The organism is Phyllobacterium sp. YR531 (assembly GCF_000282595.1).
In the GTDB taxonomy this organism is placed as follows: domain Bacteria; phylum Pseudomonadota; class Alphaproteobacteria; order Rhizobiales; family Rhizobiaceae; genus Phyllobacterium.
Genome location: NZ_AKIZ01000002.1, coordinates 88,287 through 106,965 on the forward strand (window position 1 = coordinate 88,287; position 18,679 = coordinate 106,965).

An 18,679-nucleotide genomic window follows, 5' to 3' on the forward strand; every position below is an offset into this window, starting at 1 on the left:
TCTGCTTAACTTAACGCAAGCGTTTTGGCTTGGCTTCGACCAATTCGCCATTAAGGCGGCGGTCGAGATAGTCAGAGCATTCGGCAATAACTTCGTCAGTCATGCCAGAGAAAAAGTGATTTGCACCAACCATCGTCTTTTGTGTGATGGTTATGCCTTTCTGCGTCTTCAGCTTGTCGACGAGACCCTGCACATCTTTGGGCGGTGCAACCTTGTCCTGATCGCCGTGAAGAATCAGTCCGGATGAAGGGCAGGGAGCAAGGAAAGAGAAATCATAGGTATTCGGCTGCGGGGCAACGGAAATAAAACCTTCAATTTCCGGGCGGCGCATAAGCAACTGCATGCCGATCCACGCTCCAAAGGAATATCCTGCCACCCAGCAAGTCTTTGAATCAGGATGCAGCGACTGCACCCAGTCGAGAGCGCCGGCAGCGTCTGACAACTCGCCCGATCCGTGATCGAATTCGCCCTGGCTGCGTCCAATGCCACGGAAATTAAACCGTAGTGTTGTGAACCCGCGCTGCTGGAACATATAGAAAAGATCGTAGACGATCTTGTTGTTCATCGTGCCGCCAAACTGCGGATGCGGATGCAGAATAATGGCTATAGGAGCATTTTTTTCCATCGAAGGCTGATAACGACCTTCAAGACGTCCCGCAGGTCCATTGAAAATTACTTCAGGCATGTATACTCCAGTCTTCGCCAACGGGCGCTTCTTGACCGGCCGGGCTTGACGGCAATCAACAGCACCCATAAAACCAGTTTAGAACCGTTCAAAACTGGTGTAGAAACTATATCGAAGCGGCTTAATAGGCTGGTCCGAGGTGCAATTTCAAGAAAATTGCGCTTTCAGATCATATAGACCGCAAAAGAACAGGATTTGACCCCGATATGGCCCGCAATCGCGCCTATCTTGACTATAATGCAAGCGCACCGCTTATCACAGCGGCGCGCGATGCTATTGTCGATACGCTGACGCATGTGGGCAATCCATCATCAGTTCACACTGAAGGTAGAGCTGCGAAAGCAATTCTCGAAGCAGCACGCCGTGATGTCGCTGCTCTTGTGAACGCCAAACCTGATCATGTGTTCTTTACATCGGGAGCGACTGAGGCTGCTTCAACCCTTCTGACGCCGCAATATAGTATGGGAAGGGCTGAAATGCGCCTCTCACGGCTATATGTCAGTGCAAGCGAGCATCCATGCATGCTTGCCGGTGGCCGTTTTCCGGCGGAGCAGATTGAGATCATTCCCGTTGACGGCAATGGAATCTTGAATCTTGAACGTTTGCAAGAACTCCTCGCATCTCATGACCGCAACCAAGGGCTACCGTTAGTTGCAGTGCAAGCTGCAAACAACGAGACGGGTGTCGTGCAGCCAATTGCGGCTATTGGCGCTGTAGTTAAGCAGTTTGGCGGTTTGTTTATTGTTGATGCCGTACAGGCTGCCGGCAGGATTATATTAGATATAACAACTAGTTCTGCGGATTATCTGATTCTATCTGCTCACAAGATTGGCGGCCCAAAAGGTATTGGCGCAATTATCGCGGTGTCTGATCTGGTCATGCCTAAGGCGCTCGTACGTGGTGGCGGCCAGGAAAAGGGACATCGTGCTGGAACCGAAGCGCTGCCATTAATTGCGGGTTTTGCAGCAGCGGCACGGATGGCGCGGGACCGTTTGGAGCATGGCGGCTGGTCCGTTTCTCAACGTGAGAAAATAGAAGATGGCATCCGTGCAATTGCGTCGGATGCGATCATTTATGGCGCGGATGTTGAGCGGTTGGCAAACACCACATTCTTTTCCCTACCGCTTGTTAAAGCAGAAACGGTGCAAATAGCGTTCGACCTTGCTGGTATAGCACTATCAGCAGGCTCCGCATGTTCATCCGGAAAAGTTGGTCCAAGCCATGTTCTGGCAGCGATGGGACATGGTGCCGGTACTGGCGGTTTGCGGGTCTCCACTGCGCCGGATACGAGCGATGATGACGTTGCCCGCTTTCTTGATGCGCTGACCAAAATCGTTGCCCGAAGGGACCGCTCGGGTGCCGTAGCTGCTGATGCAGCATGAAAGATTTCAATTATCGTCGTTTTTTCGTCGATAATTGCAAAAAATCCGGTGAATACCGGTGTTAAATCGTGCGATTGCACATTACATGAAGGCAAATATTCAAGACGACATACTGCCTTGACGTTTGCAACTGCGGGACCTTGAACCCCGCGAGGATGGAGAACGCCAATGCCTGCAGTGCAGGAAACCATTGACCGGGTCCGTACGCTTGACGTGGACCAATATAAGTATGGCTTTGAAACGCTTATCGAAATGGATAAGGCGCCTAAAGGCCTGAACGCTGACATTATCCGTTTCATTTCCGCCAAGAAGAATGAACCGGAGTGGATGCTGGAATGGCGCCTTAAAGCTTACGAGCGCTGGTTGACGATGGAAGAGCCTACATGGGCTCGCGTCGATTATCCAAAAATCGACTTTCAGGACATGGTCTATTACGCAGGTCCGAAGAACCAGACTGGTCCGACTTCGTTGGCAGAAGTTGATCCGGAGCTTTTGCGCACCTACGAAAAGCTTGGCATTCCTTTAAAAGAACAGGAAATCCTTGCCGGTGTACGCAAGGTTGGAGAGCCGAGCCCTAGTGACGAAAACGAAGAAGCCAGTGACAATGTTTACAAGTCGGGCCGCGTTGCGGTGGATGCCGTATTTGATAGCGTGTCCGTTGTAACGACGTTCAAGGCCGAACTGGCGAAGGCTGGCGTTATTTTTTGCTCGATTTCCGAAGCAATCCGCGAGCACCCTGAGCTGATCAAGAAATATCTGGCTTCGGTCGTGCCTGTTTCGGACAATTTCTATGCAACGCTGAATTCTGCAGTCTTTACGGACGGCTCGTTTGTGTATGTGCCGAAGGGTGTTCGCTGTCCAATGGAACTGTCCACTTATTTCCGCATCAATGAGCGGGATACGGGGCAGTTTGAGCGCACACTGATTATTGCCGAAGAGGGCGCTTACGTTTCCTATCTGGAAGGCTGCACAGCACCTCAGCGCGACGAAAACCAGCTGCATGCGGCGGTTGTTGAATTGATTGCTCTGGATGATGCCGAGATCAAATACTCGACTGTCCAGAACTGGTTTCCTGGAGATGCGGAAGGCAAAGGTGGCATCTACAATTTCGTCACCAAGCGTGGCGATTGCCGCGGTGTAAATTCCAAGATTTCCTGGACGCAGGTTGAAACCGGTTCTGCAATTACGTGGAAATACCCATCTGTCATCCTGCGTGGCGATAATTCACGCGGCGAGTTCTATTCGATTGCTGTGTCCAATGGTCATCAGCAGATCGATAGCGGTACGAAGATGTTGCATCTCGGCAAAAATACGTCGAGTCGCATCATTTCGAAGGGAATTTCCGCAGGCAAGTCGAACAATACCTATCGTGGTCAGGTCTCTGCCCATCGCAAGGCGGAAAATGCGCGTAATTTCACCCAGTGCGATTCGCTGCTGATCGGTAATGATTGCGGCGCGCATACTGTGCCTTACATCGAGGCGAAGAACGCGACTGCCCAATTCGAGCACGAAGCCACTACATCGAAGATTTCTGAAGATGCACTGTTTTATGTCATGCAGCGCGGTATTCCCGAGGAGGAAGCGATTGCACTGATCGTCAATGGTTTCGTCAAGGAAGTCATTCAGGAACTGCCGATGGAGTTTGCTGTTGAAGCGCAAAAACTGATCGGCATCAGTCTCGAGGGGAGCGTCGGATAATGGCTGTCACCGTCACGAAGGAAGAACTGGACCGGTTGCGCAAGCGTTACAAAGAGCTTGGCAGTGTTATCGACGAGCTTACGGATACACTTGGTCGAGCTTCTACCGCGACGGAACGCGTTCTTGAGCCCGAATTGATGAGAGCCCGCAAAGAGCTGGCATCGGTTGTAGAGCGGCTCAAAAGCCTGAGTGGCGACAGTTCATCGTAACGCGGCTTCGATAGCTGCGCGAAATTTAAACATCAGGGTCGCCACGGCTGATCCATGTAATATCAAAGGGTACTGAAATGCTGGAAATCAGAAATCTCCATGCGAAGATCGCAGACACGGACACGGAAATCATTCGCGGTTTGAACCTCACGGTAAAGGCTGGTGAGGTTGCTGCCATCATGGGGCCGAATGGTTCAGGTAAATCAACTTTGTCTTATATTCTCGCTGGCCGCGATGATTATGAAGTCACCGAAGGCGACATTCTTTACAACGGTGAATCCATTCTCGAGTTGGACCCGGCAGAACGTGCCGCAAAGGGCATTTTTCTGGCATTTCAATATCCAATGGAAATACCAGGCGTTGCAACGATGGAATTCCTCAAAGTTGCTTTGAACTCGCAGCGCAAGGCGCGCGGTGAAGAGCCTTTGAAGATTCCGGAATTCATCTCGCGCGTTAAAACAGCAGCAGGATCGCTGGACATGGATCTGGCGATGCTGAAGCGTCCGCTCAATGTCGGCTTCTCCGGCGGTGAAAAAAAGCGGGCTGAAATCCTGCAGATGAAATTGTTGGAGCCCAAGCTTTGCGTGCTTGATGAAACCGACTCCGGTCTCGATATTGATGCGTTGAAGATCGTCTCTGATGGCGTCAATGCGTTGCGCTCCCCGGAACGCGCTGTGATTGTCATTACTCACTATCAGCGCCTGCTTGATTATATCGTGCCGGACAGTGTGCATGTGCTTTACAAGGGCCAGGTCATCAAATCCGGCGACAAAAATCTTGCACTTCATCTCGAAGAGAATGGCTACGCCGATATCATCGGCGAAGCTGCTTGAGGATTGATGTCATGAATGTTCACACAGGGCGTCAGCCCACCGCAGCAGAATCGACCCTGGTCGATGCTTTTGTTGACCGCATGGGCGAATTGCCGGGCGATGGTGAAGTTGTCAGTGCCCGTGACAATGCTATCGAAGCACTGAAAACGCAGGGATTGCCTTCGCGAAGGGTTGAGGCTTGGCACTATACCGATCTTCGCACCCTGCTGCGTAGCATACCCGCCTATGATTCTGCCGCCGGCAGCTCTGCTTTGCCTTCAGTTATTGCCGGATCGTCGGTAGCAACAGTTTCAAATGGCATTGCTCTCAACGCGCCAAAAATCGAAGCGGTCACTTTCACGAAGTTCAGTGAGACGCTCGCGAATGGTGAAGCAATTCGGCATCTGGCCATACGTGATGGCGATGACGCTATTGGTCAGATCAATGCTGCATATGTCACGGACGGGTGGAATATCGTCGTTGCGGACGGCGTCGAGCTTGACTCGCCATTGGAAATACAAAACGCGCAAACTCGTGGACAGGGCCATGTGCGTTTTCCGGTTCAGTTTGGAAAAGGCGTCAAGGCGACGGTCATAGAGCGCCAAACCGGCGGCGAGGGTGAAGGTTTTTCGACCAGCGTCAGTAATCTTACCATTGCGGATGATGCGGAAATAAACTGGATCATTCTGCGCGAACAGGGTGCCGATGCAACACAGTTGGCGCAGTTTACGGCCACACTTGGCACCAATTCCAAACTCACGCTCTATGTTGTCAATGCTGGCGGCAAGCTGGTGCGCCAGGAAGTGCATGTTCTGGTGAAGGGTGAGGGGTCTGATTTCCAGTTGCGTGGCGTAAACCTGCTTGCAGGCGATACGCATACCGATGTGACAATGACGCTTGGCCATCTGGTCGAGAACACAACGTCAGTGCAGATCGTTCGCAATGTTGTTACGGATCGTGCCCGCGGCGTGTTCCAGGGGCAGATCAAGGTCAACAGGATCGCCCAGAAGACCGACGCCCGTATGGCATGCAATACGCTACTCTTGTCTGACGATGGCGAGTTTGATGCGAAGCCGGAGCTTGAAATCTTTGCTGATGACGTAGCTTGCGGTCACGGTGCCACTGTTACCGAGATTGATGGCAATCATCTGTTTTATCTGAAGGCTCGTGGAATCCCCGAGAACGAGGCTCGCGGTCTTTTGATCAAGGCTTTTGTCGCGGAGATTATTGAAGAGCTGGAAAGCGAACCTTTGGTGGAAGCGCTGGAAGCAATTCTCGATAAGTGGCTGGCCACGCACATCTGATTGATTGACGCGGCAAACCTCAAGGACGAGTGCAGCTATCATGGATACGAAGATCATCAATAATGGCTATGACGTAGACGCAATACGTCAGGATTTTCCGATCCTTTCGCGCGAGGTTTATGGCAAGCCTTTGGTCTATCTCGACAATGGCGCATCGGCACAAAAACCCCGAGCCGTCATTGATATGATTTCGCAGACCTATTCCAACGAATATGCCAATGTGCACCGCGGACTGCATTTTCTCTCTAACGCGACGACCGATGCATATGAAAAGGCACGCGAAAGCGTTCGCCGTTTTCTGAATGCCGGTTCGGTTGATGAAATTGTCTTTACGAAGTCGGCAACGGAAGCCATCAACACTGTTTCCTATGGCTTTGGCATGCCCAATATCGGCGAGGGCGACGAAATTGTCCTCTCGATCATGGAGCATCATTCGAATATTGTGCCTTGGCATTTTATTCGCGAGCGGCAAGGGGCAAAACTAGTCTGGGTTCCTGTCGATGAACAGGGCGCTTTTCACATTGAGGAATTTGAAAAACGCCTGACAGATCGCACGAAGCTTGTTGCGATTACCCACATGTCAAACGTGTTGGGCACCGTAACACCGATCAAGGAAATCGTCCGGATCGCGCATGCACGCGGTATTCCCGTGCTTGTCGACGGCAGTCAAGGCGCTGTGCACTTGCCTGTTGATGTGCAGGATCTTGGCTGTGACTGGTATATCTTTACTGGCCACAAGATTTACGGACCTTCCGGTATCGGTGTGCTCTACGGTCGCAAAAATATTCTCGAAGCGATGAGGCCATTTCAGGGTGGCGGCGAAATGATCGAAGAGGTGAGCGAAGATATCGTCACTTACAATCATCCGCCCCATCGTTTTGAAGCCGGTACGCCGCCTATCGCACAGGCAATCGGTCTTGGTGCCGCAATCGAATATGTGGAAAAGATCGGGCGTCATGCGATTCTGGCGCACGAAGAAAACCTGCGCGACTACGCGCATGAACGTCTGCGCGAGATCAACTCCTTACGTATCTTTGGTGATGCCAAGGGCAAAGGTGCAATAATTTCGTTTGAGCTGCAAGGTATTCACGCGCACGACGTTTCCATGGTCATCGACCGGGCGGGCGTTGCCGTTCGTGCGGGAACACATTGCGCACAGCCTCTCTTGAAACGGTTCGGCGTAACATCCACATGCCGTGCATCATTTGCGATGTACAATACGAGAGACGAGATCGATGTTCTCGCCGATGCGCTGGAGAAAGCGCGAAAGTTTTTTGGGTGATTTGTCATGACCGATAAAGTCGAAACACTGCAAGATGCGGCTGTCGAAGGCGTGCACCCGGAACCAGCGGAGCAGGTGTCGGCAATTCCGGCCGACGAATTGGCGCGTATGACTGACGATGTTATCGGTGCGTTGAAGACAGTTTATGATCCGGAAATTCCAGCCGACATCTACGAACTCGGTCTCGTCTACAAGATTGATATTGAAAATGATCGCTCGGTAAAGATTGAAATGACGCTTACCGCCCCTGGTTGCCCGGTCGCAGGTGAAATGCCAGGTTGGGTGCAGGACGCCGTCAGCGCTGTCGAGGGCGTAAGTTTTGTCGACGTGACCATGACATTTGATCCCCCATGGACACCTGACCGCATGTCAGAAGAAGCCCAGGTCGCAGTTGGCTGGTATTGATATCAGCTGACATTTCTAGACGAAAGTCTGACTTGAAACTTAACTTTATTCTTTCGTACAGAAGGTCACCTTAGATAGGCGACCTTATTTTCTTTCATTTTCTCAATTCTTATTCTGTTGTCTATGGCAGGGCTTGCAGTGCTTGACGGTCTCATAATGGCCAAAGTACTTTTAGGACTCGCCTGCCTTGTTCTTCTTTCTCAAGGTCTGTTGGCATAGGCATGAAATATCCGAATTGCTGAACGCAGCGGATATTGCAGGTCTTTCCGATGGGCGTTGCATCTTATCTCTATAAAAAGCGATAGTGCAGCAGTGAAAAAAACTACAGGCTAGGGTGTTCGCATCTGCCGGATTGGCGATAATGGCGCTCATAGTGGTCATCGCACTAAACTATTATTTCAGTTGATGAAATTCGCAGATAAGTCGAAATAATGGTTCGTCATGTTGCTGGATTTGGCAAAGGGGAGTCGACAACAATGTGCGTTTAAAACTCGAATAACGGGTGCCGATAAGTAGTGCGCAGATATTAGACTTTAGAACTACAACTAACGTACGGATTGTTATTTTGGATATTTTAGTAAATTATAAACATATGGCGAGCGCGAATAGAGTAAAAAGCGTGCTTCTAATTAAGACGAGCGCCTGTTTGTAATTTACTGGTTCTATTTGAGTATAAGTTTCCAAAACTAAAAGCATACATTTTAATCACGGTTTTATTCGGATATTGATTATGCAAGTCTTGTGGTGCCGGACAATTCTATCGAGAGAACAATTGGTTAGTGTTTCCGGCACCTACGGACTGCGTCGTATCATGATGGCGAACAGCAGACGTGCGCTGAGGAAAGAAAAGAGAGACCATGCTGTCGCCGTTATAAGCGTACTGGCGATTGTCGCGGCCGTCCTTTGCTTCATCTAAAATGCAACCTAATGCAATCCTGGGGTATTCAAGGTGCTTCGCAGCCCTCTGGTACGCTGTCTTCCATGCTTTTTTCAGATTTTTGTAGTGTTCCGTCGATTAGCGATAAGGGCAAGAATGGTACGCCTTGTATGGCTGGGTTCGCGAGCTTGAGACGATAACAGCCATAATAAACAGTGATTGCTCCGTCTTTTGCTTCGGATTTGATTGCGACAGGTTGGCTCCAATAGGCTGATCCAGCTGCACCTTCACCCTCTACTTTGCCAAACTGAACTGTGACGGATGCGGTGTTTTCATATCCGGCCTGAAACTGTGGGAAAGGCTGTGGTGGGCTGTCAGGGACGTAATAGCTGTAGGCCCGCGCATATTCTTGCCTATTAATGGCATTATAGTAAGACTTGATCAGTGTTTCCGGTGTGCTGCGATTATCAAGATACTCCGGTGGGGTCTGAGTTTCGCTTTGTGCTGCTGGTTTGGTCTCACTGTTAGGAGCAGGCGAAGACGCAACAGGTGCCTCTACAGTTGCACCGGTTTCGGGCGTTTTTGCCTCTTGTGCCAGAACGGGAAGTGAGCCACTTATCAAAATTGTAGCGCCAATGAGAGCGCGATAGCGATTTTTCATGATCCAGACCTTCGCTGTCTTGTTTATGACTTCACATTCATTGTGAGCACTTGCAGTGACATACGCGTAACACTAACTATAATGGCAGGTGATTATTGCACCGGTCTTGAACAAGAGAGCTGATAAATGGGTCGTTTTTCTGTCATCACATTAACTGACGCAGCGGCAAGCCGCGTAGGCGAGATTGTGGCGACGCGTGAAAACGCGCTCGGCATTCGCGTTGGCATCAAGAAGGGCGGCTGTGCAGGAATGGAATACACGATCGATCTGGTCACCGAAGCCAAAGCTGGTGACGATGTGATCGAGAAAGATGGTTCCAAGGTTTTCGTCGCGCCGGAGGCAGTGCTTTATTTGCTCGGCACGGAAATGGACTTTGAGGTTACCAAGCTGCGCACAGGTTTCGTTTTCAATAATCCAAATCAGACATCAGCCTGCGGCTGCGGCGAATCGGTTGAACTGACGCCCGCCAAGCCGGAAGCTTTGGCGTCTGCCGCTTCCTGAGCGTTGAAACGTGGATAATGACGCAATCCGCGATTTATTTGATGGGTTGGGTCGCGTAACAATCCGCAAAATGTTCGGTGGTAAAGGCATTTATTTCGAGGGCTTGATCTTCGCTCTTGAGCTTTCAACCGGACATATTCTCCTAAAGGCCGATGAGGTTTCAATACCTGTGTTCGAAGCGGCAGGCTGCGAACAATGGACCTATAACGGCAAGGAGAAACTTGTGAAAATGCCTTACTGGTCTGTTCCAGAAGAAGCGCTGGATGATCCGGAAATCATGACGGAGTGGGCGAGGCGTGCATACGAGGCAGCGCTCCGCGTAACGAAATAGCTAAACTAGAGCAAGTTTTTTATATAGAGCTAGACCAGCGAAGCCTGCTCCAGACTACGTTGTCGTATAAGTTCGAGAGCATGCTTGGTGGGGAGTGTCAGAAAACCTGGCAATTTATCCAAGGGAAACCAGTCTATTCCGCCGTGCTTCTCGGGTTCGAGCAATTGCATTTCACCATCAAAGTCTTCTGCGAGGAACAATATTCCCAGCCAATGCTGTTGTTCATCGTGAAATAGCTGCTCACTAATTCCCAGTAAGCTCATGGTTCCGGCTGAAAGTCCGGTTTCTTCCAATGCTTCGCGCCGCACCGCCTCCTCGGCAGTTTCGAGAAAATCGACCTTGCCGCCCGGTATGCCCCAAGCTCCCGATTCCGGGCTTTTCTTGCGTTGAAGCAAAAGTATGTGGGCGTCCTTTAAAAATACGAGGCCGCATCCAACACCCGGGTTTTGCACAGTAAGCCTCAGATTTTGGTATCAATCAGCATGAATGCTGGAATTTCATCACCAAAACCGATGGGCGCCGCGCCCATATCGTCGCGATCTCTGCGATGATCCCGCCGTGGTTCCGAACGCTGTTCGGGTCTTGCGCGGCGTTGGTCGTTTTCGGCTTTGATCGCAACCTTGTTGGGCTTGTCAGCCGTGCGGATAACCGGTTGATCGTCCAAAGGCTCGACTTCAATTTCCTTGGCTTTTTCAGCGGCGGCAATGATGTCAATCTCAGACTGCGGCCGCTCGCGTTCCCGACCTTCATTGCGGCGACGCTTTGGCGCCGGCTTGTCACGACCGCCGCGTCCGCGGCGTGGTGCCTCGTCAGGTTCACTGGAGACGGGGAGGGTAGACAAATCGCCATCGTGCCATGTGATATCTTCGCCGATCAGCTTTTCAATAGCCGCAAGATACTTGGCGTCAGCTTGCGTTACGATCGTGAAGGCCTTGCCAGAGCGACCTGCGCGTCCGGTACGACCGATACGATGAACATAATCCTCGGAATGGATCGGGACATCGAAATTGAACACGTGACTGACGTCCGGAATATCGAGACCACGTGCCGCAACATCGGATGCGACGAGTATCTTTAGCTTGTTATCCTTGAAATTCGCCAGCATGGTTGTGCGGGCACGCTGATCCATGTCGCCATGAAGTGCACCAGCATCAAACTCGTGTTTGACGAGCGAGCGGAAAAGCTCCGAAACATCTTTCTTGCGATTGCAGAAGATGATCGCATTCTTGAGTCCATCGGCTTCCGCGCGTATCAGATCGCGCAGGATTGCCCGCTTTTCCCAATCCTTCTTGCCGGACTTTACGAGCTTCTGCTCGACGGTCTTGGCTGTTGTTGCTGCTTTCGCCACTTCAATACGTACTGGCGAATGGAGAAACTGTTCCGTCAGTTTTGTGATTTCCGGCGGCATGGTTGCCGAGAAGAACAGTGTCTGCCGTGTAAATGGAATGAGTTTGCAGATGCGCTCAATATCCGGGATGAAGCCCATGTCGAGCATCCGATCTGCTTCATCGATAACGAGAATATCAACAGCGCTCAAAAGCAGCTTGCCGCGCTCGAAATGATCAAGCAGGCGGCCCGGCGTTGCAATCAAAACATCTGCACCACGCTCAAGCTTGCGCAGCTGATCATCGAAAGACACGCCGCCAATGAGCAGCGCCACGTTCAAACGATGGTTTTTTCCGTATTTGACGAAATTTTCTTCTACCTGTGCCGCAAGTTCGCGTGTCGGCTCGAGAATGAGTGTGCGTGGCATGCGGGCACGGGCACGGCCCTGCTCAAGCAATGTCAACATGGGCAATACGAATGAAGCGGTTTTGCCGGTTCCCGTCTGGGCAATTCCGAGAACATCCTTGCGTTGCAGCGCATGTGGAATTGCGCCTGCCTGGATGGGTGTCGGGATTGTATATCCTGCTGCTTCTACAGCATCGAGCACTTTCGGCGAAAGGCCCAGATCAGTAAAGGTGGTCAATGGAGATTTAACTTTCTATCTGCAGTCGGTACCATGCATGCCTGTCATCGGCATAAAGCTGCATTTGCCAGAAGCATCTGACGCTTATCTGCATAGCGTTTGCTGCAATTGCGTTACGGCTCATACCAGCAAAAGTCAACTCTTGGGTATGGTCACATTTAAGAGTTTGTTACAATTGTCCGTCATTTTATTCTAATGTTGTCAATAAAGGAACTGTTCCTTGAGAATTCGTTCGTTCCAGGAATGGTTCTTGTCAAACAGAATGGTCGCCCGCAACTGCGAAGCTTCTTCGATTGTGACGGATAAAACCGACTTTACTTCCGTATGATCTGCGACAGCGTTGACGGGGCGCTTTTCAGGCTCGAGAATATCAAGGCGCACGGTTACCTTGTTCGGTAGCAGCGCTCCACGCCAACGCCGGGGCCGAAAGGCAGAGACCGGAGTGAGTGCTAGAAGACGAGCATCAAGTGGCAGGATAGGGCCTTGAGCTGAAAGATTATAGGCTGTGGAGCCCGCAGGTGTTGCTACCATGACCCCATCGCAAATCAGCTCTTCCAGTCGAACTTGATCGTCGACCGAAATCCGGATTTTTGCTGCTTGGTAGGATTGGCGAAGGAGTGAGACTTCATTCAATGCAAAGGCAGTTACAGTGCCTTCTTCAACGGACTCCGCCACCATCTTGAGCGGCCTGATTGTCTCTGATTGAGCAGCTTCAACGCGATCTTTTAACCCAGTGCTGTTGAATTCATTCATCAGGAAGCCGACAGACCCACGATTCATGCCGTAGATCATCTTTCCCTGGTTCATATAATGCTGCAGCGTTTGAAGCATAAATCCATCGCCGCCAAGTGCAACGATTACATCCGCATCGCGGGCGTCCGATTGACCATAGGTCTTGATCAGCTCCTCAGCCGCTTCATCGGAATCCGGTGTGCCGGAGGAAAGAAAAGCAAATGTTTCAATTTTCCGGTTCATGGTTGCCTGCGGGTATGAAAGAGTAAGAACTATCGCCTAGCACGGCGAGCGTGATCTGGCAAAAGTCGAAAGCGATGTATGGTAAAGGAAACCGGCAATCTCGGGTGATGTCAGGATGCCATCGGTTCGGAAGCCAGTTTGAGAATTTCATCGACGGTAACTTTCAAAGGGCCGCTTGTGTCGATTTCGTGATGAGCCGCCTGTCTCAACATTGGTTCTACTGTCGCGACAAGCTCGCTGATCTTGTTTCGCTCGGCGTCAGTACTGCCGTAACTATCGGACGAACGAGCCTTCAAGCGCTGCATTACTAGTTCCAAAGGCGTCGACAAGAGTATGATCTTGTCGATCAGTGGATAGAGATTTTCCATATTCTCCGCGCAGCCACTGATAAACAGAATGTCGTTGTGATCTTCCGAAAGGAGGGCGCGCACGCGATCTTCGCGCCAGACCCAGTCTTTGCCTTCCGCAGGCGTAAGGACATCTGCCGAATCGACATTCACCCATTCAGACCATTCCGGAGTATCCAGATCAACGGCTCGGTAACCGCGTGTGATAAGCTCTCGCACAATGGCTGATTTGCCTGTTGCAGACATGCCGGTAAGGAGGATGTGATTCATGATCAAAGCCTGCTCTGTGTTCAAACACATCATGCAGGAAAACGAACACGAGTTTCAACCCGGTTCATGCGTATAGGATTTGTACAAGTGAAAGGTGGTGCCCCCAGAGAGACTCGAACTCCCGACCCTCTGATTACAAATCAGATGCTCTACCAACTGAGCTATAAGGGCAGCGGCGTTCGATTAGCACAAAGCTCCCCAGTGTAAAATGGAAAATGTGATTTATATGAAATAATTTTGCAGAAAGTCTGGAAACCTCGCAAACACGGTCTTTCAGGGCTCGTCGCGTAAGCCGTTTCTCCATGGCAAAGTCGTATGGTCGCCGAAAATCGCAATGCCCGGAGCAAACCAGCTGAACGGGAATCGATTTTGTATAACGCCGTTGACGTAAAGGTAATCTGTAGTTCAATGTCATCGGGACGGGGAGGGTTTCGAATATGGCATATGATGCAGACGCTATTGTGATTGGAGCAGGGCTGGCAGGACTTGTCGCCGCAACTGAACTGACGGATGCGGGAAAACGTGTAATCATTGTCGACCAGGAGCCCGAACAAACACTTGGTGGGCAGGCCTGGCGTTCTTTTGGTGGCTTGTTCTTTGTAGACAGCCCCGAACAGCGGCGATTGCGAATCAAGGACTCCCGCGAACTGGCTCTACAGGACTGGATGGGGTCTGCCGGTTTTGATCGCGAGGAAGATCATTGGCCTCGCAAATGGGCTGAGGCCTACGTGGATTTTGCTGCAGGTGAGAAGCGCTCCTGGCTGCAAGCGCAGGGCATGCGCTGGTTTCCCATTGTTGGTTGGGCAGAACGCGGCGGTTCGCTGGCCACAGGGCACGGAAACTCAGTGCCACGTTTTCATATTACATGGGGAACCGGATTGGGTGTGGTTGAGCCATTCATCCGGCGGGCGCGTGAAGCAGAACAAAAAGGCCTTTTGACCTTTCGTTTTCGTCACAGGGTGACATCTCTCGGTACCAATGGTGGCGTCGTCGACAGCGTAGAGGGGGAGGTGCTGGAGCCCAGCAATGTAAAACGCAGCGAACCAAGCTCGCGAGTGGCTAGTGGTTCATTCATTCTACGCGCGCAGGCAATCATTGTTTGCAGTGGTGGCATCGGGGGCAATCATGATCTTGTACGCAAGAACTGGCCGAAGCGCTTGGGCGATGCGCCGAAGCGTATGATTAGCGGCGTACCCGATCATGTTGATGGTTTGATGCTGGGTATCGCTGAACAAAGCGGTGCGCATCTGATCAATGGCGATCGCATGTGGCATTATGTGGAAGGCGTACATAATTGGGACCCGATCTGGTCAAAACATGCGATACGCATTCTTCCGGGCCCATCATCATTGTGGTTTGATGCGAAGGGAGATCGCTTGCCGGCGCCGTGCCTGCCCGGATTCGATACCTTGTCTACGCTCAGTCACATCATGAAAACGGGTTATGACTATTCTTGGTTCATTCTGAACGAAACTATCGTGAAAAAGGAATTTACCCTTTCGGGTTCGGAGCAAAACCCTGATTTTACCAGCAAAAGCTGGCGGCAGGTGTTGAAGCGGGCTCTTGGGGGAATTCCAGCGCCCGTTCAGGCATTTCTCGATAAGGGCGAAGACTTCATCGTTGAAAGTAATCTGACCGATCTGGTGCGGAGAATGAACACCTTGAGTGGTGACAACCTGATTGATGAGCAAAAGCTTGAGGCACAAATTACGGCGCGGGACCGCGAAGTTGATAATGCTTACACCAAGGACGTGCAGATCACTGCGATACGGGGCGCCCGCAATTATATTGGCGACAAGCTTGTCCGCGTCGTACCTCCGCACAAGATACTCGACCCAAAGCACGGGCGTTTGATCGCGGTGCGCCTCAATATCCTGACACGCAAATCCTTGGGTGGTATCGAAACTGATTTAAGCGCGCGAGCGCTGAAACAGGATGGAGAGCCGTTGGCAGGCGTTTACGCAGCCGGTGAGGCTGCAGGCTTCGGCGGTGGTGGAGTTCACGGTTACAACTCGCTTGAAGGGACATTTCTCGGAGGATGTATATTCTCCGGACGGACCGCTGGGCGTGCCGCTGCGAAGGCAGTGTAACAATTCAGGTGCGCTGCGCCTCAATTGTCATGTCGAACTGGACAACGTTCGAGTAAATCGGCGTGCCCACATCCATGCCATAGCGTGAACGCATGATCTTTCCATCTACATGGAATGTGATCGTATTCTTTCCATGTCCCGACAGGGTTGCCTGAAAGGTGGCTGGACTGCTTTTGCCGCGCGCCGTCAGCAAGCCGGAGATGACTGCAGTATCCGGACTGGTTTGGGTGATCTGGGTAGATTTGAACTTTATGGTCGGGAAGTTTTCCGTGTCGAATACCGCGTCCGAACGCAGAAAGTTCTCGATGCGCGCCTGACCCGTGACGACACTTTCTGGATATAATGTGAAATCTATCATGGAGTGGGCAATATCGGATTTGTTTAATGCAAAAACCCCGGAAAATTTCTTGAAATCTCCGGTTATGCCACCGCCGCCAACTTGAGCGACTGTGAAGCCAATATGGGATGAGGGTTGTATATCGTAACGTCCTGCTACTTCAGAAAGTGTGTCCGCAGCAGCAACAGAAGCGGCCATGGCCAACATACCGGCGAATATCACTTGGACTCTTCTTAATCTTTTCCTCGCGGGCATGTGCAGATTTCCCTGATTTAGCGCCTTTCGGCAGGGGCTGGGCTCGGCCGCAGCATACGGGTTAATATTGCGTCTTTTTTCCAGAAATGATGATGAAGTGCTGCCAGAATATGCAAAGCGGCAATCGTGGCCGAGAAATATGCCAGATAGGCATGGCTCGCTGTCCAGAATGCTTCAGCATTGTCGGACACCTGTAAGGGTAGCGATGGTATGACCACCAGATTGAACATATAAGTGGGGATCAGCAAAGGTGAACTGGAGGCAATCGCCCATCCTGTCAGCGGTACTATGAACAGTGCTCCATAGAGCGCGGCATGGACTATGCGCGATCCAACTCGTTCTATGGTTGTCATGCTTTCAGGATTTGACGGAGACACGCTCGCAGCCTTCCAGAGCAACCGCACTGCGGAGAGCCCGAGAACCAGAAATCCGAAGGATTTGTGCCATTGAAACAGGCTGAACTGGAGTGTGAAATCGCTGACCCGCGACATCAGATAGCCCAGCAAAATCTGGCCAAGAAAAATCAGGGCGATGATCCAGTGGAACAGGATCGAGATCAGGCCAAAAGAATCTTTGCTGTTGCGCAGCATTGCCGCACTCCGTTGGCGAGCCAACTCAATTAACGAGTTGACTTTACGCCCACGGGAATGCGGCTGTCACTGCCAAACTATGCAGTTCAAATTCAATTGATCTATTTGGTCAGGAAACGCTGCGCTGCATAAAGTGAGATCGCAGCCGCGTTGGATACGTTCAGCGATTTTATGGCGCCGGGCATGTCCAGTCGGGCGAGGTGAGTGACAGTCTCACGTGTCTTCTGCCGCAAGCCTTTACCCTCAGCTCCAAGTACAAGTGCAATACGGCCTTGTTGCATCGTCTTCTCAAGCTCGAGTGGACCTTCCGAATCAAGACCTATCGTCGTGAAGCCAACTTCATGTAATTCGCCGATGGCATCAGCAAGATTGCGCACTTCGATATGTGGAATGAGTTCCAGCGCCCCGGAAGCGGCTTTTGCCAGCACACCTGATTCCTGCGGGCTATGGCGTGCCGTGGTGATGATGGCGCCTGCACCAAAGGCAACTGCCGAGCGCATGATTGCACCAACATTGTGCGGATCGGTTACCTGATCAAGAATCAACAGCAACTGACTTTCCTGAAGCGCCTTCAGGGATTGTGCTTTGAGCGGTTTTGCCTCGATCATTACTCCCTGATGCACAGCATCAGAACCAGTTTCTTTGTCGATTGCGCGCGGTTCAACGATATCGATATTAAACGGCAAGGCATCCGTATCGGTAATTTCCAGCCGGTCGAGGGCGTTTTTCGTCACCAGCATGCGCTTTATTTGGCGTGCAGGGTTATCCAGCGCTGCACGCACGGTGTGCAGCCCGTAGAGGCGCACCAGACCTTCCGGCGCCTGTGTGCCTGCCACCTGAGGGCGAGAGGCGCGATCCGCTTGCTGTGGCGGTCCTCCGGCTTTCTGGTCACGGTACTGGCGGCGCAGTGTCGCGTAATGGGAATCTTTTTGCGTGTGGGTGGGTTTTTGTGTTGTCATGGCGCGACCATATACCCTTTCAAGCTGGGCAGCGATACGACTAATCGTTGAATTTATTGACTGCAGCACTCGGATTGGCGCATTTCACCAAGCAATTTCCACAACTCATTCATTTTCTTTCGGTAAGTGTTGACACCACGTAGCCTAGTCGGCATAAGGCCCTCCGCAAGCAACAGCCTGATCGATGATCTGGCCGGTGTTTGTAAAGTGCCAAATGGCGCGGTTCCATCGGCAGTGACCGGAGGAGTGCCCGAGTGGTTAAAGGGGACGGACTGTAAATCCGTTAGCTTGGCTTACGTTGGTTCGAATCCAACCTCCTCCACCACTGCCGGAACCGCCCGCCTGGCGCATAATCCCAAGACGAATTGGTCTTGGTGGAGATTATGTGCCAATTTGAGTGTTGTGCGGGTATAGCTCAGTGGTAGAGCAGCAGCCTTCCAAGCTGAATATGCGGGTTCGATTCCCGCTACCCGCTCCAGTTTCGATAGAGAGCACCGCGTGCACGCGAGAGCGCGTATGGTGCTCTTCGATTTTGTCTTGAGCTTGTACGCCGCTCATGTGTCCCCATATGAACGAGCATAACCCAAGACAAACCCAACCCGGATCGGTCGTGTTTGGCCGGGCGGGTGACTGTGCTGACGGACGGCTCGCTGTCTCGTCTGACTACAAACATGGTACCGGCCTCTAGACCGGTTGTGATGACGAGAGAACGACGATTATGGCTAAGAGCAAGTTTGAAC

General features: G+C 51.5%; 20 protein-coding genes and 3 tRNA genes. 12 read left to right on the forward strand and 11 right to left on the reverse strand.

Features of this window, described 5'->3' with window-relative positions; all coding sequences use genetic code 11:
* Positions 1-10: 10 nt before the first annotated feature.
* Positions 11-685: an alpha/beta hydrolase gene (locus tag PMI41_RS01130; protein WP_008120868.1), complete on the reverse strand. Its 675-nt coding sequence runs from the start codon at positions 683-685 to the stop codon at positions 11-13.
* A 206-nt stretch (positions 686-891) separates the two neighbouring features.
* Here PMI41_RS01130 and PMI41_RS01135 point away from each other — a divergent pair, with 206 nt between their 5' ends.
* From PMI41_RS01135 to PMI41_RS01165, 7 genes are all read left to right on the forward strand, one after another.
* Positions 892-2,067: a cysteine desulfurase family protein gene (locus tag PMI41_RS01135; RefSeq protein ID WP_008120870.1), complete on the forward strand. Its 1,176-nt coding sequence runs from the start codon at positions 892-894 to the stop codon at positions 2,065-2,067.
* A 168-nt stretch (positions 2,068-2,235) separates the two neighbouring features.
* On the forward strand, positions 2,236-3,765 hold the full coding sequence (gene sufB / locus PMI41_RS01140; RefSeq protein WP_008120872.1) for a Fe-S cluster assembly protein SufB: 1,530 nt from the start codon (positions 2,236-2,238) through the stop codon (positions 3,763-3,765).
* On the forward strand, positions 3,765-3,974 hold the full coding sequence (locus PMI41_RS01145) for a hypothetical protein (protein WP_008120874.1): 210 nt from the start codon (positions 3,765-3,767) through the stop codon (positions 3,972-3,974). The genes sufB and PMI41_RS01145 overlap by 1 nt, the downstream gene beginning before the upstream one ends.
* Positions 3,975-4,051: 77 nt before the next feature.
* Positions 4,052-4,807: a Fe-S cluster assembly ATPase SufC gene (gene sufC / locus PMI41_RS01150; RefSeq protein WP_008120877.1), complete on the forward strand. Its 756-nt coding sequence runs from the start codon at positions 4,052-4,054 to the stop codon at positions 4,805-4,807.
* A gap of 11 nt (positions 4,808-4,818) precedes the next feature.
* Positions 4,819-6,090: a Fe-S cluster assembly protein SufD gene (gene sufD, locus PMI41_RS01155; RefSeq protein WP_008120879.1), complete on the forward strand. Its 1,272-nt coding sequence runs from the start codon at positions 4,819-4,821 to the stop codon at positions 6,088-6,090.
* A 40-nt stretch (positions 6,091-6,130) separates the two neighbouring features.
* Positions 6,131-7,372, forward strand: a complete 1,242-nt coding sequence (locus PMI41_RS01160; protein ID WP_008120881.1) for a cysteine desulfurase — start codon at positions 6,131-6,133, stop codon at positions 7,370-7,372.
* A 6-nt stretch (positions 7,373-7,378) separates the two neighbouring features.
* Complete coding sequence (locus PMI41_RS01165; RefSeq protein ID WP_008120884.1) at positions 7,379-7,777, forward strand: SUF system Fe-S cluster assembly protein; 399 nt, start codon at positions 7,379-7,381, stop codon at positions 7,775-7,777.
* A gap of 944 nt (positions 7,778-8,721) precedes the next feature.
* On the opposite strand, the gene PMI41_RS01170 is transcribed toward PMI41_RS01165, so the two are convergent.
* Positions 8,722-9,315, reverse strand: a complete 594-nt coding sequence (locus tag PMI41_RS01170; RefSeq protein ID WP_008120885.1) for a hypothetical protein — start codon at positions 9,313-9,315, stop codon at positions 8,722-8,724.
* A gap of 126 nt (positions 9,316-9,441) precedes the next feature.
* On the opposite strand from PMI41_RS01170, the gene sufA reads away from it, so the two are divergent.
* Both sufA and PMI41_RS01180 read left to right on the forward strand, forming a co-directional pair.
* Positions 9,442-9,816 (forward strand): Fe-S cluster assembly scaffold SufA, encoded by a 375-nt coding sequence (gene sufA, locus PMI41_RS01175; protein WP_008120887.1) that lies wholly within the window; start codon positions 9,442-9,444, stop codon positions 9,814-9,816.
* 10 nt (positions 9,817-9,826) lie between these two features.
* Entirely contained in the window at positions 9,827-10,147 is a 321-nt protein-coding gene (locus tag PMI41_RS01180; RefSeq protein WP_008120890.1) for a TfoX/Sxy family protein, read from the forward strand.
* Positions 10,148-10,176: 29 nt separating this feature from the next.
* Here the strand turns inward: PMI41_RS01180 and PMI41_RS01185 are convergent, their stop codons facing one another.
* The 5 genes from PMI41_RS01185 to PMI41_RS01205 form a co-directional block, all read right to left on the reverse strand.
* Positions 10,177-10,611, reverse strand: coding sequence for an NUDIX domain-containing protein (locus tag PMI41_RS01185; RefSeq protein ID WP_040853411.1), 435 nt, complete (start codon positions 10,609-10,611; stop codon positions 10,177-10,179).
* Positions 10,608-12,116: a DEAD/DEAH box helicase gene (locus PMI41_RS01190; RefSeq protein WP_008120893.1), complete on the reverse strand. Its 1,509-nt coding sequence runs from the start codon at positions 12,114-12,116 to the stop codon at positions 10,608-10,610. The genes PMI41_RS01185 and PMI41_RS01190 overlap by 4 nt, the downstream gene beginning before the upstream one ends.
* Positions 12,117-12,317: 201 nt before the next feature.
* Positions 12,318-13,091 carry an NAD kinase gene (locus PMI41_RS01195; protein WP_008120895.1) on the reverse strand — a complete coding sequence of 258 codons (774 nt, stop codon included), beginning with the start codon at positions 13,089-13,091 and terminating at the stop codon, positions 12,318-12,320.
* A gap of 110 nt (positions 13,092-13,201) precedes the next feature.
* A complete protein-coding gene (locus tag PMI41_RS01200; RefSeq protein ID WP_008120897.1) occupies positions 13,202-13,708 on the reverse strand; it encodes an AAA family ATPase in 507 nt (168 codons plus the stop codon).
* A 95-nt stretch (positions 13,709-13,803) separates the two neighbouring features.
* A tRNA-Thr gene (locus PMI41_RS01205) sits at positions 13,804-13,879 on the reverse strand.
* A 266-nt stretch (positions 13,880-14,145) separates the two neighbouring features.
* On the opposite strand from PMI41_RS01205, the gene PMI41_RS01210 reads away from it, so the two are divergent.
* Positions 14,146-15,798: an FAD-binding dehydrogenase gene (locus PMI41_RS01210; RefSeq protein ID WP_008120899.1), complete on the forward strand. Its 1,653-nt coding sequence runs from the start codon at positions 14,146-14,148 to the stop codon at positions 15,796-15,798.
* A 4-nt stretch (positions 15,799-15,802) separates the two neighbouring features.
* Here PMI41_RS01210 and PMI41_RS01215 read toward each other — a convergent pair whose 3' ends face one another.
* The 3 genes from PMI41_RS01215 to rlmB form a co-directional block, all read right to left on the reverse strand.
* Entirely contained in the window at positions 15,803-16,357 is a 555-nt protein-coding gene (locus PMI41_RS01215; protein WP_348225790.1) for a YceI family protein, read from the reverse strand.
* Between the two features lie 50 nt (positions 16,358-16,407).
* Complete coding sequence (locus PMI41_RS01220; protein WP_008120904.1) at positions 16,408-16,980, reverse strand: cytochrome b; 573 nt, start codon at positions 16,978-16,980, stop codon at positions 16,408-16,410.
* A 101-nt stretch (positions 16,981-17,081) separates the two neighbouring features.
* On the reverse strand, positions 17,082-17,939 hold the full coding sequence (gene rlmB, locus PMI41_RS01225) for a 23S rRNA (guanosine(2251)-2'-O)-methyltransferase RlmB (protein WP_008120907.1): 858 nt from the start codon (positions 17,937-17,939) through the stop codon (positions 17,082-17,084).
* Between the two features lie 240 nt (positions 17,940-18,179).
* Between rlmB and PMI41_RS01230 the strand changes: the two genes are divergently transcribed.
* Positions 18,180-18,264 (forward strand) — tRNA-Tyr (locus tag PMI41_RS01230).
* A gap of 79 nt (positions 18,265-18,343) precedes the next feature.
* Positions 18,344-18,417: transfer RNA gene (locus PMI41_RS01235), tRNA-Gly, on the forward strand.
* On the opposite strand, the gene PMI41_RS25330 is transcribed toward PMI41_RS01235, so the two are convergent.
* The coding region (locus PMI41_RS25330; RefSeq protein WP_210160783.1) for a hypothetical protein at positions 18,406-18,679 on the reverse strand (274 nt) is incomplete at its 5' end. The two genes, PMI41_RS01235 and PMI41_RS25330, sit on opposite strands and share 12 nt — an antisense overlap.

Excerpts from the sequence above, each read along its gene's own strand:
- PMI41_RS01200 (WP_008120897.1), bottom strand. The coding sequence starts at position 13,708 with ATGAATCACATCCTCCTTACCGGCATGTCTGCAACAGGCAAATCAGCC.
- PMI41_RS01135 (WP_008120870.1), top strand. The coding sequence starts at position 892 with ATGGCCCGCAATCGCGCCTATCTTGACTATAATGCAAGCGCACCGCTT.
- sufB (WP_008120872.1), top strand. The coding sequence starts at position 2,236 with ATGCCTGCAGTGCAGGAAACCATTGACCGGGTCCGTACGCTTGACGTG.
- sufC (WP_008120877.1), top strand. The coding sequence starts at position 4,052 with ATGCTGGAAATCAGAAATCTCCATGCGAAGATCGCAGACACGGACACG.
- sufD (WP_008120879.1), top strand. The coding sequence starts at position 4,819 with ATGAATGTTCACACAGGGCGTCAGCCCACCGCAGCAGAATCGACCCTG.
- PMI41_RS01130 (WP_008120868.1), bottom strand. The coding sequence starts at position 685 with ATGCCTGAAGTAATTTTCAATGGACCTGCGGGACGTCTTGAAGGTCGT.
- PMI41_RS01210 (WP_008120899.1), top strand. The coding sequence starts at position 14,146 with ATGGCATATGATGCAGACGCTATTGTGATTGGAGCAGGGCTGGCAGGA.
- PMI41_RS01195 (WP_008120895.1), bottom strand. The coding sequence starts at position 13,091 with ATGAACCGGAAAATTGAAACATTTGCTTTTCTTTCCTCCGGCACACCG.
- sufA (WP_008120887.1), top strand. The coding sequence starts at position 9,442 with ATGGGTCGTTTTTCTGTCATCACATTAACTGACGCAGCGGCAAGCCGC.
- PMI41_RS01220 (WP_008120904.1), bottom strand. The coding sequence starts at position 16,980 with ATGCTGCGCAACAGCAAAGATTCTTTTGGCCTGATCTCGATCCTGTTC.
- PMI41_RS01145 (WP_008120874.1), top strand. The coding sequence starts at position 3,765 with ATGGCTGTCACCGTCACGAAGGAAGAACTGGACCGGTTGCGCAAGCGT.
- PMI41_RS01165 (WP_008120884.1), top strand. The coding sequence starts at position 7,379 with ATGACCGATAAAGTCGAAACACTGCAAGATGCGGCTGTCGAAGGCGTG.
- PMI41_RS01160 (WP_008120881.1), top strand. The coding sequence starts at position 6,131 with ATGGATACGAAGATCATCAATAATGGCTATGACGTAGACGCAATACGT.
- rlmB (WP_008120907.1), bottom strand. The coding sequence starts at position 17,939 with ATGACAACACAAAAACCCACCCACACGCAAAAAGATTCCCATTACGCG.
- PMI41_RS01170 (WP_008120885.1), bottom strand. The coding sequence starts at position 9,315 with ATGAAAAATCGCTATCGCGCTCTCATTGGCGCTACAATTTTGATAAGT.